The 17,989-nt window shown below is 66.8% G+C and carries 13 protein-coding genes; 10 read left to right on the top strand and 3 right to left on the bottom strand.

The features are described from left to right. Positions 1-340 precede the first annotated feature (340 nt). The gene (gene pcrA, locus AC5Y4F_RS03045) at positions 341-2,698 is read left to right on the top strand and encodes a DNA helicase PcrA (protein ID WP_499995062.1); all 2,358 of its coding nucleotides are present in this window, start codon (positions 341-343) and stop codon (positions 2,696-2,698) included. 86 nt (positions 2,699-2,784) lie between these two features. Here pcrA and AC5Y4F_RS03040 read toward each other — a convergent pair whose 3' ends face one another. Beyond that, positions 2,785-3,375 carry a hypothetical protein gene (locus AC5Y4F_RS03040; RefSeq protein ID WP_067930101.1) on the bottom strand — a complete coding sequence of 197 codons (591 nt, stop codon included), beginning with the start codon at positions 3,373-3,375 and terminating at the stop codon, positions 2,785-2,787. Between the two features lies 1 nt (position 3,376). Further along, positions 3,377-4,414 carry a M23 family metallopeptidase gene (locus AC5Y4F_RS03035; RefSeq protein WP_499995060.1) on the bottom strand — a complete coding sequence of 346 codons (1,038 nt, stop codon included), beginning with the start codon at positions 4,412-4,414 and terminating at the stop codon, positions 3,377-3,379. A gap of 329 nt (positions 4,415-4,743) precedes the next feature. Here AC5Y4F_RS03035 and sucC point away from each other — a divergent pair, with 329 nt between their 5' ends. From sucC to AC5Y4F_RS03020, 3 genes are all read left to right on the top strand, one after another. Beyond that, positions 4,744-5,907 carry an ADP-forming succinate--CoA ligase subunit beta gene (gene sucC / locus AC5Y4F_RS03030; RefSeq protein WP_067930100.1) on the top strand — a complete coding sequence of 388 codons (1,164 nt, stop codon included), beginning with the start codon at positions 4,744-4,746 and terminating at the stop codon, positions 5,905-5,907. A 12-nt stretch (positions 5,908-5,919) separates the two neighbouring features. Beyond that, a complete protein-coding gene (sucD, locus tag AC5Y4F_RS03025) occupies positions 5,920-6,822 on the top strand; it encodes a succinate--CoA ligase subunit alpha (protein WP_067930099.1) in 903 nt (300 codons plus the stop codon). A 119-nt stretch (positions 6,823-6,941) separates the two neighbouring features. Continuing rightward, positions 6,942-8,465, top strand: coding sequence for an acetyl-CoA acetyltransferase (locus AC5Y4F_RS03020; RefSeq protein ID WP_067930098.1), 1,524 nt, complete (start codon positions 6,942-6,944; stop codon positions 8,463-8,465). A 21-nt stretch (positions 8,466-8,486) separates the two neighbouring features. On the opposite strand, the gene AC5Y4F_RS03015 is transcribed toward AC5Y4F_RS03020, so the two are convergent. After that, the gene (locus AC5Y4F_RS03015; protein WP_067930097.1) at positions 8,487-9,335 is read right to left on the bottom strand and encodes an LLM class F420-dependent oxidoreductase; all 849 of its coding nucleotides are present in this window, start codon (positions 9,333-9,335) and stop codon (positions 8,487-8,489) included. Between the two features lie 242 nt (positions 9,336-9,577). Here AC5Y4F_RS03015 and AC5Y4F_RS03010 point away from each other — a divergent pair, with 242 nt between their 5' ends. The 6 genes from AC5Y4F_RS03010 (at position 9,578) to AC5Y4F_RS02985 (ending at position 17,952) form a co-directional block, all read left to right on the top strand. Further along, positions 9,578-10,486 (top strand): DUF5336 domain-containing protein, encoded by a 909-nt coding sequence (locus AC5Y4F_RS03010; RefSeq protein ID WP_067930095.1) that lies wholly within the window; start codon positions 9,578-9,580, stop codon positions 10,484-10,486. Positions 10,487-10,532: 46 nt separating this feature from the next. Next, on the top strand, positions 10,533-11,993 hold the full coding sequence (locus tag AC5Y4F_RS03005) for a cell division protein PerM (protein WP_499995059.1): 1,461 nt from the start codon (positions 10,533-10,535) through the stop codon (positions 11,991-11,993). A 220-nt stretch (positions 11,994-12,213) separates the two neighbouring features. Then, the gene (purN, locus tag AC5Y4F_RS03000) at positions 12,214-12,861 is read left to right on the top strand and encodes a phosphoribosylglycinamide formyltransferase (RefSeq protein ID WP_067930093.1); all 648 of its coding nucleotides are present in this window, start codon (positions 12,214-12,216) and stop codon (positions 12,859-12,861) included. Beyond that, complete coding sequence (gene purH / locus AC5Y4F_RS02995; protein ID WP_499995057.1) at positions 12,858-14,441, top strand: bifunctional phosphoribosylaminoimidazolecarboxamide formyltransferase/IMP cyclohydrolase; 1,584 nt, start codon at positions 12,858-12,860, stop codon at positions 14,439-14,441. Before purN ends, purH begins: the two co-directional genes overlap by 4 nt. 93 nt (positions 14,442-14,534) lie before the next feature. Beyond that, positions 14,535-15,926 carry a sigma 54-interacting transcriptional regulator gene (locus AC5Y4F_RS02990; RefSeq protein ID WP_156749896.1) on the top strand — a complete coding sequence of 464 codons (1,392 nt, stop codon included), beginning with the start codon at positions 14,535-14,537 and terminating at the stop codon, positions 15,924-15,926. After that, the gene (locus AC5Y4F_RS02985; RefSeq protein ID WP_499995056.1) at positions 15,919-17,952 is read left to right on the top strand and encodes a vWA domain-containing protein; all 2,034 of its coding nucleotides are present in this window, start codon (positions 15,919-15,921) and stop codon (positions 17,950-17,952) included. The genes AC5Y4F_RS02990 and AC5Y4F_RS02985 overlap by 8 nt, the downstream gene beginning before the upstream one ends. Positions 17,953-17,989 lie beyond the last annotated feature (37 nt).

Genomic DNA, 17,989 nt, shown 5'->3' with positions numbered 1-17,989 from the left:
TGCCGAAAGCGGACCACGGGGCTCTGCGGAAGCAGTTGACCCACGGGCGTCGCCAACCGGTACCCGTAGGGGAGTTACCGGCGCCACTCCATGAGTCGAGGAGTGTCGCCGGCACTGCGCGTTGAGCACCAATCGAGTTTGCCATTAAAAACCGTAGCCATACAAAGAAACGGATTTATGCACCGGGGTGCGAGTGCGCTGCGGGACGGGTCGAGACATCTCGTGTCGACACGCCGAATTGACGGAAGTCTGGGTGATGCCGCGGCCGCGGCTGCGGCCACTAGCCTGGTCTGATGCCAGGGCGCCGTGCGTCAGTGGGCGGCGGTAAGTTTGGACTGACATGAGTGTGCACGCAACAGATGCCAAGCCGGCCTCCGAAGCAGACCAATTGCTCGAGGGCCTCAATCCGCAACAGCGCCAAGCGGTGGTGCATGAAGGTTCCCCGCTGCTGATCGTCGCGGGCGCGGGTTCGGGAAAGACCGCGGTGTTGACCCGCCGGATCGCCTATCTGATCGCAGAACGCGGGGTCGGGGTCGGGCAGGTGCTGGCCATCACCTTCACCAACAAGGCAGCCGCCGAGATGCGCGAACGGGTGGTGCGGCTGGTGGGCAACCGGGCGCGGGCCATGTGGGTGTCCACCTTCCACTCGACCTGCGTACGGATCCTGCGCAACCAGGCGTCCGTCATCGAGGGCCTCAATTCCAACTTCTCCATCTATGACGCCGACGACTCACGGCGTCTGCTGCAGATGATCGGGCGCGACATGGGGCTCGACATCAAGCGGTACTCGCCCCGGCTGCTGGCCAACGCCATCTCCAACCTGAAGAACGAACTCATCGACCCGGCCGAGGCGGTGGGCAACCTGACCGACGATTCCGACGAGTTGTCCCGCACGGTGGCCAGCGTCTACGGCGAATACCAGCGGCGGCTGCGGGCGGCCAACGCCCTGGACTTCGACGACCTGATCGGGGAAACCGTGGCAGTGCTGCGGGCCTTCCCGCAGATCGCCCAGCACTACCGGCGGCGGTTCCGGCATGTCCTCGTCGACGAGTACCAGGACACCAATCACGCGCAGTACGTGCTGGTACGCGAACTGGTCGGCCGCGGCGGTCCTGCGAAGCTGGGACCGGCGAATGAGCCCGGCTCCGATGAGGTGCCGCCGGCGGAGCTGTGCGTGGTCGGCGATGCCGACCAGTCGATCTATGCGTTCCGCGGTGCCACCATCCGCAACATCGAGGACTTCGAGCGCGATTACCCGGACGCCACAACCATTCTGCTGGAACAGAATTACCGCTCGACGCAGAACATTCTGTCCGCGGCCAACTCTGTGATCGCCCGCAACTCCGGACGCCGCGACAAGCGGCTGTGGACCGCCGAAGGCGCCGGTGAGCTGATCGTCGGCTACGTCGCCGACAACGAGCACGACGAGGCCCGGTTCGTCGCCGAGGAGATCGACGCGCTCGCCGAGAAAGGCGCGATAACCTACAACGACGTCGCCGTCTTCTACCGCACCAACAACTCGTCTCGGTCGTTCGAAGAGGTGTTCATCCGCGCCGGAATCCCCTACAAAGTCGTTGGGGGAGTGCGCTTCTACGAGCGCAAGGAGATTCGCGACATCGTCGCCTACCTGCGGGTGCTGGACAACCCCGGGGACACGGTTAGCATCCGGCGCATCCTCAACACACCGCGCCGGGGCATCGGTGATCGTGCCGAGGCCTGCGTGGCGGTGTATGCCGAGAACACCGGCGCCAGTTTCGCCGATGCACTCGTGGCCGCGGCCGAGGGCAAAGTGCCGATGCTGAATTCGCGAGCGGAGAAGGCGATCGCCGGTTTCGTCGAGCTGCTGGACGATCTGCGCGGACGCCTGGACGACGATCTCGGAGATCTGGTCGAGTCGGTGCTCGAACGCACCGGATACCGCCGAGAACTCGAATCCTCGACCGATCCCCAGGAACTTGCGCGCTTGGACAACCTCAACGAACTCGTCAGCGTGGCACACGAATTCAGCACCGATCGGGCCAACGCCGCGGCACTGGGCGAGTCCTTGCACACCCCCGAGGACGAAGACGTTCCGGATACCGGTGTGCTGGCGGAGTTTTTGGAGCGGGTTTCGCTGGTCTCCGACAGCGACGAGATCCCCGAGGACGGCGCGGGCATGGTCACCCTGATGACGCTGCACACCGCCAAGGGCCTGGAGTTCCCGGTGGTCTTCGTGACCGGCTGGGAGGACGGGATGTTCCCCCACATGCGGTCGTTGGACGATCCGGTCGAACTGTCCGAAGAGCGGCGGCTGGCCTACGTCGGGATCACCCGGGCGCGGCAACGGCTCTACCTGAGCAGAGCCATCGTCCGGTCCTCCTGGGGACAGCCCATGCTCAACCCGGAGTCGCGCTTTCTGCAAGAGATTCCGCAGGAACTCATCGAATGGCGACGCACGGCGCCCGCCCCGTCGTTCAGCGCGCCGGTGAGCGGTGCCGGCCGGTTCGGCACGCCGCGGGCGGCGCCGACCCGCTCGGGAATGAGCAAGCGCCCGCTACTGGTGCTCGCACCGGGCGACCGGGTGACGCACGACAAATACGGGCTGGGCCGGGTCGAGGAAGTGTCAGGCGTCGGCGAATCCGCGATGTCGCTGATCGACTTCGGCAGCTCGGGCCGGGTGAAGCTGATGCACAACCACGCCCCGGTCAGCAAGCTCTAGCCCGACGACCACGACGCGTGCGTCGAACGTGCACTCAGTGCGAAAAATCGACGAAATCCTCGCCGTGCGTGCACGTTCGGCGAAACTCAGGCGTCGAGCCAGCGTTTGGTTTGCGGCAGCAGCACCAGCACCACCGTGGCGATCGGCAGTATCGGCAGCAGGTGCACCACCCAGGCGACTCGGGCCCCGGCGATGAACACCCCGATGTAGGTGAGAAAGGCGACCAGCGCACCGGCCATCAGGAGGTAGCGGCTGATCGAGCGGCGTTGCAGCAGCATGATCACGCCGGACACCGTCGTCGCCGCGAACACGAGGGCCAGGAACGCCACCGCGATGCAGAACAACCGGTCGGTTCGCCACCAACCGGCGATCAGATCCGTGGCCACCACCGACGTGGCCCAGCCGCTGATGATGCTCACCGCGCACGCGGCCACGGCGGTGCGATCGGTGGGTTCGAGGGGCGGCACTCCGGCGTAGCCGGTGCGACCTGCGCGAGAACCGGCCGGGTAGGGGGGCGATTGCGGGGCGAAGTGGGTGGTCGGAGTGTCCGGCGTGGTGGGGATGGGCCCGGTCGGCGCGCGCCGGATGATCCGCGTCCGTGAGTCGGAGGGCGGATCGTGCTCGGGCCTGGGCTCGGACGGATGCGGACCGGAAGGTTCTTCGTTCGGCGCGGTCACCTCAACCAGCGTAGTTGCCGACTGTAAGACCGCGCTTAGCGAGCCACGGCACGGGGTCGATCCGCTCGCTGCCGCCCTGCAGCACCTCGAAATGCAGGTGTGGACCGGTCGAATTGCCCCGGTTACCCATCGTGGCGATCTGATCGCCGGCCATCACGCGCTCACCGACGCTGACGAGCGCGGTATTGATGTGACCGTAGAGCGTGACCGTGCCGTCGGCGTGACGGAGTTTGACCAGCATTCCGTAGCCGCTGGCCGGGCCGGCGTCGATGACCACGCCGTCGGACACCGCATAGATCGGTGTCCCGATCGAGTTGGCCAGGTCGATACCGGCGTGCAGCACGCCCCAGCGGTAGCCGAAGTTAGAGGTGAAGATGCCTTTGGTCGGCATCACATAAAGCGGCTGCGACAACCGCGCCTCGCGCTGAGCGCGGTCGTTGGCGAAGGCGACTCCCTTGGCGAGCTCCTGATTGTGCAGCGCGGCGGTGGCCGCCGGCGCCGCCGCGACCACCTGCGGCCCGCGGACGGTGTTGGTGCCCGCCCCGCCGGTGAGCGCCGACGCGTTGGCGGCCAGCACGGCGTCGGTCTTGGGGGTCTCGGCGTGGCTGGTGGCCGTGTGGGCGGCCGCGGCGGCCGCACCCGCGGCCATCGCCGAGATCAGCAGCCGCCCCCGGGCCGCGCTGGTCGGTTCCTTGCGATGCTGTCCGCCGCGGCGGGTGACGCCTACGACGTCGGGGGCGTGCGAGCGATCCCGACGCCGCTCGGAGCGCGGTTCGACGCTCACCCGCGGAAGTACCTCGGTCACGGGTGCGGCCAGCCAGACCGGACGCACGTCGTCGGCATCGTTCAGGTCGTCGAGCTCGGGCGCCAGCAGCACCTGTGCTTCATTGTCGAACGGTGAGTCGCTGCTGAAGTCGAGGTCGCCGACATCGTCGCTGAGGTCGAAGTCGCCGAAATCAAAACCATCGAGCGGAAGGATTTCAGTGACTTCGGTGCGATGCGGTGCGTCGGCCCATCGGGCACCCGCCGCGCGACCCACCCTCACGACGCCTTCAGTTACGGCAGAAGACCGGGCAAAACGGTGCTGGGACAACCTGAAATGTCCTCGTATCGTGACCATAACGTTATCTGGACCCTAGGAAGGTATCCGCTAACGCGCGGGGCTGGCAACCTCGTTGCAAAATCCGGGCGGAATTGTGATTTGGATCACGCGAACGGTCAAACCATGGCTCGTGAGCTGTGCCACAAGGGCGGACGCGGCGGTAGGAGCCGTTTGAGGGGTGGATACAGTTCGTCCGTGCGAGTTGTCGAGTGCGGCAGCGCCCACCAAGAGGCCTAGTAGTTGAGTCGAGCGAAGACAGAGAGTCCATGGACCTTTTCGAGTATCAAGCAAAAGAGTTGTTCGCCAAGCACAACGTACCGACTACGCCGGGACGCGTGACGGACACCGCCGAGGGCGCTCGCGAGATCGCGACCGAAATCGGCCGTCCGGTGATGGTCAAAGCGCAGGTGAAGGTCGGCGGCCGTGGCAAGGCGGGCGGTGTCAAATACGCAGCGACACCCGAAGACGCCTACGAGCACGCCAAGAACATCCTCGGTCTGGACATCAAGGGACACGTCGTAAAGAAGCTGCTGGTCGCCGAGGCCAGCGACATCGCCGAGGAGTACTACATCTCCTTCCTGCTCGACCGCGCCAACCGCACCTACCTGGCCATGTGCTCGGTGGAGGGCGGCATGGAGATCGAGGAGGTCGCCGCGACCAAGCCGGAGCGGCTGGCCAAGGTTCCGGTGAACGCCGTCAAGGGTGTCGACCTGGCTACCGCGCGTTCCATCGCCGAGCAGGGCCACCTGCCCGCCGAGGTGCTCGACGCCGCGGCGGTCACCATCAACAAGCTGTGGGAGCTCTTTGTCGCCGAGGACGCCACCCTGGTTGAGGTCAACCCGTTGGTGCGCGACCCGCAAGACCGGATTCTGGCGTTGGACGGCAAGGTCACCTTGGACGCCAACGCGGACTTCCGTCAGCCCGGTCACGCCGAGTTCGAGGACCGCGACGCCACCGACCCGCTCGAGCTCAAGGCCAAGGAGCACGACCTCAACTACGTCAAGCTGGACGGCTCGGTCGGCATCATCGGTAACGGTGCGGGCCTGGTGATGTCGACGCTCGATGTCGTCGCCTACGCGGGCGAGAAGCACGACGGGGTCAAGCCGGCCAACTTCCTCGACATCGGCGGTGGCGCGTCGGCCGAGGTGATGGCCGCGGGCCTAGACGTCATCTTGAACGACAAGCAGGTCAAGAGCGTGTTCGTGAACGTGTTCGGGGGTATCACCTCGTGCGACGCGGTCGCGAACGGGATCGTGACCGCGCTGCACATGCTCGGCGACGAGGCCAACAAGCCGCTCGTGGTCCGGCTCGACGGCAACAATGTCGACGAAGGTCGCCGCATCCTGGCCCAAGCCAACCACCCGCTGGTTATCCAGGCCGAGACCATGGACGCCGGTGCTGACAAAGCCGCCGAGCTGGCGAACAAGTAAGGGAGTCAAGCCATGTCGATCTTTTTGAACAAGGACTCCAAGGTCATCGTCCAGGGCATCACCGGCGGTGAGGGCACCAAGCACACCGCGCTCATGTTGAAGGCCGGCACCCAGGTGGTCGGCGGCGTGAACGCGCGCAAGGCCGGCACCACGGTGTCGCACGTGGACCCTGTCGGCAAGGACGTCGAGCTTCCGGTGTTCGGCACCGTCGCCGAAGCGATGAAGGAGACCGGCGCGAACGCGTCGGTCGTCTTTGTACCGCCGAGGTTCGCCAAGGACGCGATCATCGAGGCCATCGACGCCGAGATCCCGCTGCTGGTGGTGATCACCGAGGGAATTCCGGTGCAGGACAGCGCCTTTGCGTGGGCATACAACGTGGACAAGGGCCAGAAGACCCGCATCATCGGGCCGAATTGTCCCGGAATCATCACCCCCGGTGAGGCCCTGGCCGGCATCACCCCGGCGAACATCAGCGGTCCCGGCCCGGTCGGCCTGGTGTCCAAGTCCGGCACGCTGACCTACCAGATGATGTACGAGCTGCGCGATTTCGGGTTCTCCACCTCGATCGGCATCGGAGGTGACCCGGTGATCGGCACCACCCACATCGACGCCATCGAAGCCTTCGAGAAGGATCCCGACACCAAGGTCATCGTGATGATCGGTGAGATCGGCGGCGACGCCGAGGAGCGCGCGGCGGACTACATCAAGGCCAACGTATCCAAGCCTGTCGTCGGCTACGTCGCGGGATTCACTGCGCCCGAGGGCAAGACGATGGGCCACGCGGGTGCCATCGTGTCCGGCTCGTCGGGCACCGCGGCCGCCAAGAAGGAGGCCCTCGAGGCGGCCGGCGTCAAGGTCGGCAAGACGCCGTCGGAGACCGCCGCGCTGGCCCGGGAGATTTTGCAGAGCCTGTAGTTCTTCACCGGACTGCGGTCAGGTCGCGTTTTCGCCCGACTCCGCGATCTGGCCGCGGTTTCGTTTTGGCTCCAGCCATCGGTTAGCCTGTCGAACTAACAGCTGCCAGGAGGTTTGTCATGCGGGTCGATCCGCGTACTCCGGTGCTCGTCGGTGTCGGCCAGTTCACCGAACGGATCGACGACCCCGAGTATCGCGGTATGTCGGCGGTCGACCTCGCGACGGCCGCCACGCGGGCAGCTCTGGCCGACACCGGTGCCAAGGCCGTTGTGAAGGCGGTCGACACGGTCTTCGGTCTACGGCAGTTCGAGATCTCTGGACCGATGCCGGCCAGGCTCGGCAAGTCGAACAACTACCCGCGTTCGGTGATGAACCGTCTCGGCGGCGATCCCGCCCGCGTGGTACTCGAACCGGTCGGTGGGCAGGGGCCGCAGAAGCTAGTGACCGAGGCGGGCACCTCAATCGTGTCGGGCGCCGCCGACGTCGTACTGATCATGGGCTCGGAGCCGGGGTCGACGGCTCGCTACTTCGCCGATCGGGTCGACAAGCCCGATTTCACTGAACACGTCGAGGGACAGCTGGAGGATCGCGGCCACCAGATTTCAAGCTACATCGACGATTACACGATCCAGCACGGCTTGACCAGTGCGCCCGTGCAGTACGGGCTCCTGGAGAACGCCCGCCGCGCCCGCCTTGGGTACAGCGTGGCCGATTACCGGTGCCAGATGGCAGAGCTGTTCGCCCCGATGTCCAAAGTGGCTGCCAAGAATCCGCTTTCATCATCACCGGTCGAGCGGTCGGTCGATGAGATCATCACGATCACCGACGACAATCGGATGATCTGTGACCCCTATCCACGTCTGCTCGTCGCCCGCGATCAGGTCAACCAGGGCGCGGCGGCGGTGCTGACCTCAGTGGAGGCGGCGATCCGCCTTGGCGTGCCGGAGGACAAGTGGGTCTATGTGCATGGCCACTCGGACATGATCGAGCAGGCGATGCTGGATCGCGTCGATCTCGGTGCCAGCCCGGCGGCGGTCCATGCGGCTCGAGAAGCGTTGCGCGTAGCTGGAATCGGCGTCGACGACATCGATACGTTTGATCTGTACAGTTGCTTCCCGTTCCCCGTGTTCGTCGCCTGCGAAGCCCTGGGGATCGACGGTGACGACCCGCGTGGCCTGACCCTGACCGGCGGATTGCCGTACTTCGGCGGTCCCGGGAACAGCTACTCGCTGCACGGTATCGCCGAAACCGTCGCGCAAATGCGGGACAGGCCAGGGCGATTCGGCCTCGTCGGCGCCAACGGCGGGATCATGAGCAAGTACTCGGTCGGTATCTACTCGACCACACCGGTGAATTGGCGCGCCGACGACTGTGCGGCGCTGAAGGCGGAGATCGACTCGCTGCCGAAGGTCGACGTCACGAAAGCACCCGATGGCGCGGCAACCATCGAGACGTACTCCGTGCGTTACGACTGGCCGGTCCGCACCGGCATCATCGTCGGCCGGCTCGCCGCGGACAACACGCGATTCATGGCCACGACCGATGATGACGATCTCGTCGCATTGATGTGCGACGGCGATCCGCTCGGCGCCCAGATCTGGGTGTGGTCGACCGACAACGGCAACCGGGCGTCGCTGGCCTAGTCCCCTCGCGCCGGCGTGGGCCTAAACCGTCGCCGAGAGCTTGCCGGCGAGCCGCTCGATGTAGGCGGCGACGTCGTTTTCGGACTTGTCCGGCAGACCGAACAGCACCTCGGTCACCCCAAGCTCGGCCCACTTGGCCAGCTTCTCGGGAACCGGCTTGAAGTCGAGTGCCACGATTTGAGGGGCGCCGTCGCGCCCCCCTGCCGCCCAGGTGTCCTGTAGCAGCTTCACCGGCTCGTCGATGTCGAAATCGCGCGGTGTGGTGATCCAGCCGTCGGCGCTGCGGGCGATCCACTTGAAGTTCTTCTCCGTGCCCGCGGCGCCCACCAGCACCGGGATGTGCGATTGCACCGGCTTGGGCCAGGCCCAGCTTGGGCCGAACTTCACGAATTCACCGTCATACTCGGCTTCTTCTTCAGTCCACAGCGCCCGCATCGCTTCGAGGTATTCACGCAGCATGGTGCGCCGCCGGCCCGCTGGCACGTTGTGGTCGGCGAGTTCGTCGGTGTTCCAGCCGAACCCGACGCCCAGGCTGACCCGTCCGCCGGACAGGTGGTCAAGGGTGGCAATACTTTTCGCCAAGGTGATCGGGTCATGCTCGACGGGGAGGGCCACCGCCGTGGACAGCCGCACCCGTGAGGTGACCGCGCACGCCGCGCCCAAGCTCACCCATGGGTCTAGTGTCCGCATGTAGCGATCGTCGGGCAGCGATTCGTCCCCTGTGGTGGGGTGAGCTGCCTCGCGCTTCACCGGAATGTGAGTGTGTTCTGGCACGTAAAAGGTCTGAAAGCCGTAATCGTCGGCGAGCTTCGCGGCCTTCGCCGGAGAGATACCGCGATCACTGGTGAAAAGCACAAGCCCGTAATCCATGCAAAGAATTAGAACGTGTTCTACCTCTATGGAGCAAGCCGTCCGTCCTGCGAGGCGGGCGCGGCACCGCCGTTATGGGTCCCGCCGTCCAAGCCAGTGGCAGCGGCACGGGTTGTCGCACGTGCGCTAGCGTGGGTGATCGACCGCGTCGCTAAGGCAGCGAGGCGCCTGTAGGCACAGCGTTGCACCGCACCGTGACGACCGCTAGGCAGTTCAAGGCACTGGAAGCAACAGGAGGAGCTATGACCTACTCTCCCGGAAGCCCGGGCTATCCACCGGCGCAAACCGGCGGCACCTATGCGGGCGGCACACCGTCCTTCGCCAAAGACGACGACGGAACGAGCAAACTGCCGTTTTACCTGAACATCGCGGTGGTGGTCCTCGGTCTTGCGGCTTACCTGCTGAACTTCGGTCCCACCTTCACCATCGGCGCCGACCTCGGCCCGGGCATCGGCGGGCGCGCCGGTGACGCGGGCACCGCCGTCGTGGTTGCCGTGCTGGCCGCCCTGCTCGCCGGGCTCGGATTGCTGCCGAAGACCAAGAACTACCCGGGGATCGTTGCGGTGATCGCGGTTCTGGCTGCGTTGCTGGCCATCACCGAGACGATCAACCTGCCCTCCGGTTTCGCGATCGGCTGGGCGATGTGGCCGCTGGTGGCGGCCGTCGTGCTCGAGGCGATCGCCGCGGTCGTGGTGGTCCTGCTGGATTCCGGCGTGATCACCGCACCGGCCCCACGCCCCAAGTACGACCCCTATGCGCAGTACGGCCAGTACGGGCAATACGGCCAGTACGGTCAGCAGCCTTATTACGGTCAGCAGCCGGGTGCCCAGCAGCACGGGGGCCAGCAGCAATCGCCGCAGGGATACGGGTCGCAGTACGGTGGCTATTCGCCGAGCGCGGCGCCCACCCAGAGCGGCGTTCCGACCGGCGGTTTCGGTGCTCAGCCCGCCGCGCAGTCCGGTCCCCAGCCGTCTTCACAGCAGCATGGCTCGTCGACACCGCCCACCGGCTTCCCCAGCTTCAGCCCGCCGCCGAGCGGCGGGGGGTCCGACACCGGTTCGGAGACGACGAACTTCTCCGAGCAGGGTGGGGGGCAGCAGTTCGGCCAGCAACAGTCGCCGTCGTCACCGTCTGGGCCAGCGCCCTCCTAACCTGCGCTCTCGCGCCTAGTCGCGGACGTGCCCCAGAGTGACACGAGTGGAGGACAACCGGGCAGCAGGCGCTCGCCAGGCGCGTGACCTCGCCAGGGTCGCGTTCGCCCCTGCGGTGGTTGCGCTGGTCATCATCGCCGCGGTCACGCTGGTCCAGCTGTTGATCGCCAACAGCGACATGACCGGTGCGCTGGGCGCGATCGCCAGCATGTGGCTGGGGGTGCACCAGGTACCTGTGTCGATCGGTGGCCGCGAACTCGGTGTGATGCCGTTGCTGCCGGTCCTCTTGATGATCTGGGCGACCGCGCGCAATACGGCACGAGCCACCACGCCCTATTCGTCATGGCTGGTCGTGCGCTGGGTCATCGCCTCGGCGCTGGGCGGCCCGCTGTTCATGACGGCGATCGCGCTGGCGGTCATCCACGACGCGTCGTCGGTGATCACCGAGCTGCAAACACCCAGCGCGCTGCGCGCGTTCCTCAGCGTGCTCGTGGTTCATGCCGTCGGCGCCGGGATCGGTGTGTGGTCCCGGGTGGGGCCGCGGGCGTTGGCGGCGTCGTCGCTGCCGTTTTGGCTAAGCGATTCCCTGCGCGCCGCCTCCGCCGGCCTGCTCGCCTTGCTGGGGCTGTCCGGACTGGTGACGGCGGGGTCATTGGTCGTGCACTGGTCGACCATGCAGGAGCTCTACGGCATCACCGATTCGATCTTCGGGGAATTCAGCCTGACCCTGCTGTCAATCCTCTACGCGCCCAACGTGATTGTGGGCACCGCGGCGATGGCCGTCGGCTCAAGCGCGCACATCGGGTTTGCGACATTCAGTTCGTTCACCGTGTTCGGTGGTGATATCCCGGCCCTGCCGGTGCTGGCCGCCGTCCCGAGGCCTCCGCTGGGCCCGGTCTGGGTGGCGCTGCTGATCATCGGCGCGTCGTCCGGCGTGGCGGTCGGCCAGCAATGCGCCCGACGCGCGCTACCGCCGCTGACGGCCGCGGCCAAGCTGCTGGTCGCCGCGGTCACCGGGGCACTAGTGCTGTCCTTGCTCGCGTACGCCGGCAGCGGCCAGCTGGGCAACTTCGGCCACGTCGGCGTGGACCAGGGCGCGTTACTCATCGGTGTCTTCTTCTGGTTTGCGGTCGTCGGCGGGGTCACCGTGGTGACGAGCGGTGGGGTCAGGCGTCGGCCCCGACGGCTCAAGGCCGCGACCGCCGCGGGGGAGGAGCCCGCGGACTTCACGGGAGTTTTCGATGACCGGCCGCCCGCGGACGTGGCGGGGGAGGGCGCGATCCCGGTCGACGCGGCCGCCGAGGCGCCGGCCGATTCGAGCGATCTTTCGGCCGACTCCGCCGAACGCGACGCGCGGTTGGACTCCGCTGAACCCGACGCGCCGCAACACTCCGCCGAGCCCGATGCGCGGGACGACTCCGCCGAACCCGACGGGCCTGTCGAAGGCGACGAGCGGCCGCCCGCCGAACCGGAGCCGGACCAGACCGAGCGAGATTCCGAGGACTAAGCGTGCTGCCCGCCTCGCAGCGACGACCGCGGCGAGCGCGGGAGGGGCACCGGGCGATTGTCGCTCGAAGGTGGCAATTCCCATGCGGCCAGCTTGATCGTCGGGGCGACCACGCCGAAAGTAGCGATGCCCGACTCTCCCCTTGGCGGCTGCGCAACGGGGGTTCCCCCACCTCCCGTCGCTGCGCGACGCGCGTCGTCGCCGGGCTAGGCTCGCCGATGTGGTCGAACCGCTCCATGTGCTCACTAACGCACCGGCACGGGTGGTGGTATTGGCGTCGGGAACCGGGTCGCTGCTGAATTCACTGTTGACATCTGCCGTCGCGGACTACCCGGCCCGGGTGGTCGCCGTCGGTGCCGACCGCGACTGCCTGGCGACTGAGATCGCCGCGGCCGCGGCCGTGCCCACGTTCACTGTCCGGCTCGGTGACCACCCGGACCGCCACGCCTGGGACGCGGCCATCACCGAGGCCACCGCCGCGCACTCACCCGACCTGGTGGTCTCGGCCGGCTTCATGAAAATACTTGGGCCGCAATTTCTTTCGCAATTCCACGGCCGCGTCATCAACACCCATCCGACCCTGCTGCCGGCGTTCGCGGGTGCGCACGGCGTGGCCGACGCGCTGGCCTACGGTGTGAAGCTCACAGGCTGTACGGTGCACCTGGTGGACGCGGGGACGGACACCGGGCCGATTCTGGCGCAGGAATCCGTTCCGGTACTCGAGGGCGACACCGAAGAGACCTTGCACGAACGCATCAAAGTCACCGAACGCAAGCTACTGGTAGACGTGGTGGCCGCGATCGCGACAGGCGGCCTGACCCTGGTCGGGAGAAAAGCGACGATCGGACGAAAGGCGATGAACCGATGAGCACCCACGACTGGCGCGAAGCCGCCAAACGGCCGATCCGGCGCGCCTTGATCAGCGTCTACGACAAGACCGGTTTGGTCGACCTCGCGCGGGGTTTGGCGGATGCGGGCGTCGAGATCGTCTCGACCGGATCGACGGCGAAGACCATTGCCGACAAGGGCATTTCGGTGACCCGGGTCGAGGAGCTGACCGGTTTTCCCGAGGTGCTCGACGGCCGGGTCAAGACACTGCACCCGCGCGTGCACGCGGGCCTGCTGGCCGACCTTCGCAAACCCGAGCACGCCGCCGCGCTCGAGGAACTCGGCATTGCGGCGTTCGAACTCGTCATCGTCAACCTGTACCCCTTCACCGAGACCGTCGACTCCGGGGCAAGCATCGACGAATGCGTCGAACAGATCGACATCGGCGGCCCGTCCATGGTGCGGGCCGCGGCGAAAAACCATCCCAGCGTGGCGGTGATCACCGACCCCCTGGGCTACGACGGCGTGCTCGTCGCGGTACGCGCAGGCGGCTTTACCCTCGCCGAGCGTAAAAAGCTGGCCTCGCTGGCATTTCAGCACACGGCCGAGTACGACATCGCGGTTGCGAGCTGGATGGAGTCGACGTTGGCCCCCGAGCACCCGCCGGCGACCTTCCCGAAGTGGCTGGGCCGCAGCTGGCGCCGCTCGGTGATGCTGCGCTACGGCGAGAACCCGCACCAGCAGGCGGCGCTCTACAGCGACCCGGGCGCGTGGCCGGGACTGGCGCAGGCCGAGCAGCTGCACGGAAAAGAGATGTCCTACAACAACTTCACCGATGCTGACGCGGCCTGGCGGGCAGCCTTCGATCACGAGCAGACCTGCGTGGCAATCATCAAGCACGCCAACCCGTGTGGAATCGCCATCTCGTCGACATCGGTCGCCGACGCACACCGCAAGGCGCATGAATGCGATCCGCTGAGTGCGTTCGGCGGGGTCATCGCGGCCAACACCGAGGTCAGCCTGGAAATGGCCGAATTCGTCAGCACCATCTTCACCGAGGTCATCGTGGCCCCCGCCTACCAGCCGGCCGCTCTGGAAGTGCTGACCCGCAAGAAGAACATCCGGGTGCTGGTGGGGTCGGAGCCACTGAGCGGTGGTACCGAGCTGCGGCCGATCACCGGCGGCCTGCTGGTGCAGCAGCGTGACGAGCTGGACGCGCACGGCGACAACCCGTTGAATTGGACGCTGGCCACCGGCTCCCCGGCCGATCCGGCGACGCTGGCCGACCTGGTGTTCGCCTGGCGGGTGTGTCGCGCCGTGAAATCGAACGCGATCGTGATCGCCGGCAGCGGTGCCACCATCGGCGTCGGGATGGGCCAGGTGAACCGGGTCGACGCCGCGCGGCTGGCCGTCGAACGCGGCGGTGATCGCGTTCGCGGCGCGGTCGCGGCCTCCGATGCGTTCTTCCCGTTCCCCGACGGACTCGAGACGTTGACCGGCGCCGGAGTGCGAGCGATCGTGCATCCCGGCGGATCGGTGCGCGACGACGAGGTGACCGCGGCGGCCGCCGACGCCGGCATCACGCTGTATCTCACCGGAGCGCGTCACTTCGCGCATTAGTCGCGGTGCGCGCCGCGACGCGGGTGTCAATAAGCGTGGAGTGAACGCCCTTGGCATGACTGGTCTGAGCGCGCGTCGTAGCGTGGAGTGGTGATGTCACCGAGCAACCTGCCCCGTACCGTCGGCGAACTGCGTGCCGCCGGACATCGTGAACGGGGAGTCAAGCAGGAGATCCGCGAAAATCTGCTTGCACGCCTAGCCGAAGGCGGAGATGGCGAAGCTATCTGGCCTGGCATTTTGGGATTCGACGACACGGTCTTGCCCCAACTCGAGCGCGCGCTGATCGCGGGCCACGACTTCGTTCTGCTCGGTGAACGCGGCCAGGGCAAAACCCGGTTGCTGCGTGCTTTGACCGGACTGCTCGATGAGTGGACGCCGGTGATCGCCGGTGCCGAACTGGGTGAGCATCCCTTCTCGCCGATCACGCCGGAGTCGATCCGCAAGGCCGCCACCCTGGGTGACGACCTGCCGGTCGAATGGAAGCACCGCAGCGAGCGCTACACCGAAAAGCTCGCCACCCCGGACACGAGCGTCGCCGACCTGGTCGGCGACATCGACCCGATCAAGGTCGCCGAGGGCCGCAGCCTGGGGGACCCGGAGACCATCGCTTACGGGCTGATTCCCCGCGCCCACCGCGGCATCGTCGCCGTCAACGAGCTGCCCGACCTCGCCGAGCGCATCCAGGTGTCGATGCTCAACGTCATGGAGGAACGCGACATCCAGGTCCGCGGTTACACGCTGCGCCTACCGTTGGACGTCCTGGTGGTCGCCAGCGCCAACCCAGAGGACTACACCAACCGCGGACGCATCATCACCCCGCTCAAAGACCGTTTCGGCGCGGAGATCCGAACTCACTACCCGCTTGAGCTCGAAGCGGAAGTCGGTGTCATCGCGCAGGAAGCGCACCTGTTGGCCCAGGTTCCCGACTACCTCATGCAGATAATCGCCCGGTTCGCCCGCTACTTGCGGGAGTCCAACTCCGTCGATCAACGCTCCGGGGTGTCGGCGCGGTTCGCGATCGCCGCCGCCGAGACCGTCGCCGCCGCCGCGCGGCACCGCGGCGCGGTGCTGGGGGAGACCGACCCGGTGGCGCGGGTCGTCGATTTGGGCACGGTGATCGACGTCCTGCGCGGCAAGCTGGAGTTCGAATCCGGCGAGGAAGGCCGCGAACAGGCCGTGCTCGAACACCTGCTGCGCCGGGCCACCGCCGACACCGCTTCGCGGGCCCTGGGCGGCATCGACGTCGGATCGCTGGTGGCCGCGGTCGAGGGGGGTTCGGCGGTGACGACGGGCGAGCGGATCTCGGCCAAAGATGTGCTGGCCGCCATCCCCCCGAACCTGCCGGTGGTGGACAAGATTGCGGCCAAGCTCGGTGCGCAGTCGGAAGGCGAACGCGCCGCGGCGCTGGAGCTGGCGCTGGAGGCCCTGTATCTGGCCAAGCGCATCGACAAGGTATCCGGGGAGGGTCAAACCGTCTATGGCTGAGTCTGATGGTGACGACCCGCTGCGCCCGGCTTCGCCGCGGCTGCGATCGTCACGAGGGCACTCCTCGCGCTATTCGGCGTACACCGGCGGCCCCGACCCGCTGGCCCCGCCGGTGGATCTGCGCGAGGCGCTCGAACAGATCGGCCAGGACGTCATGGCCGGCACGTCGCCGCGCCGTGCGCTGTCGGAGCTGCTGCGCCGCGGCACCAAGAATATGCCCGGTGCGGATCGGCTGGCCGCCGAGGCCAACCGGCGACGACGGGAATTGTTGCGGCGCAATAATTTAGATGGCACCCTGCAGGAAATCAAGGAACTTTTGGACGAGGCCGTGCTGGCCGAACGCAAGGAATTAGCCCGCGCGCTCGACGATGACGCGCGCTTCGGTGAACTGCAGCTGGACGCGCTGCCGTCGTCGCCGGCCAAGGCGGTACAGGAGCTCTCCGACTACAACTGGCGCAGCGGCGAGGCCCGCCAAAAGTACGACCAGATCAAGGATCTGCTCGGCCGCGAGATGCTGGACCAACGCTTCGCGGGCATGAAGCAGGCACTGGAAGGTGCCACCGACGAGGATCGCCAGCGGGTCAACGACATGCTCAACGACCTCAACGACCTGTTGGACAAGCACGCCCGGGGCGAGGACACTCAGCAAGACTTCGAAGACTTCATGGACAACCACGGCGAGTTCTTTCCAGAGAATCCGCGCAACGTCGAAGAGCTGCTGGACTCATTGGCCAAGCGCGCCGCCGCCGCCCAGCGTTTCCGCAACAGCCTGAGCGCCGAGCAGCGCGACGAACTGGATGCCTTGGCGCAGCAGGCCTTTGGCTCCCCATCGCTGATGCAGGCGCTGAACCGGCTTGATGCGCACCTGCAGGCGGCGCGCCCAGGGGAGGACTGGAGCGGTTCCGAGCAGTTCTCCGGTGACAATCCGTTCGGTATGGGCGAGGGCACCCAGGCGCTGGCCGACATCGGCGAGCTGGAGCAACTGGCCGAGCAGCTGTCGCAGAGCTATCCGGGCGCCACCATGGACGACGTCGACCTGGATGCGCTGGCACGACAGCTCGGGGACGAGGCGGCCGTCGATGCCCGCACCCTTGCCGAAATGGAACGCGCGCTGATGAATCAGGGTTTCTTGGACCGTGGCTCGGACGGCCAGTGGCGGCTGTCGCCGAAGGCCATGCGCCGACTCGGTGAGACGGCGTTACGCGATGTGGCACAACAACTTTCCGGACGGCGTGGCGAGCGCGATCACCGGCGTGCGGGCGCTGCCGGCGAGCTCACCGGCGCTACCCGACCATGGCAGTTCGGTGACACCGAACCGTGGAACATCTCCCGCACGTTGACCAACGCCGTTCTGCGGCAATCGGGAACCGCCACCGTGGATGGCCCGGACCGGCGGTTGAAGATCTCCGTCGACGACGTCGAGGTCTCCGAGACGGAGACACGTACGCAGGCCGCGGTCGCGCTGCTGGTCGATACCTCGTTTTCCATGGTGATGGAAAATCGCTGGCTGCCCATGAAGCAGACTGCGCTGGCGCTCAACCATCTGGTCTGCACGCGTTTTCGCTCGGATGCCTTGCAGATCATCGCCTTTGGCCGATACGCGCGAACGGTGACCGCCGCGGAGCTCACCGGACTCGAGGGCGTCTACGAGCAGGGCACCAACCTGCATCACGCGCTGGCGCTGGCCGGTCGGCATCTGCGCCGTCATCCCAATGCGCAGCCTGTGGTGCTGGTGGTGACCGACGGTGAGCCCACCGCGCACCTGGAGGATTTCGACGGCGACGGCACGACCGTGTTCTTCGATTACCCACCGCATCCGCGAACCATCGCGCACACGGTGCGCGGCTTCGACGAGATGGCGCGGCTGGGCGCCCAGATCACCATCTTCCGGCTGGGCAGCGACCCGGGTCTTGCCCGCTTCATCGACCAGGTCGCCCGACGTGTCGAGGGGCGGGTCGTGGTGCCCGATCTCGACGGATTGGGCGCGGCCGTCGTCGGCGACTACCTGCGGTCTCGCCGCCGTTAACGGCCGCCGAACTTAAAGACTCCGGGCCTGGTGAGTG

Source organism: Mycobacterium sp. NGS56 (assembly GCF_059812425.1).
Note: the sequence above shows the minus strand (reverse complement) of the source record. Positions and strands in the feature narration are given on the sequence as shown.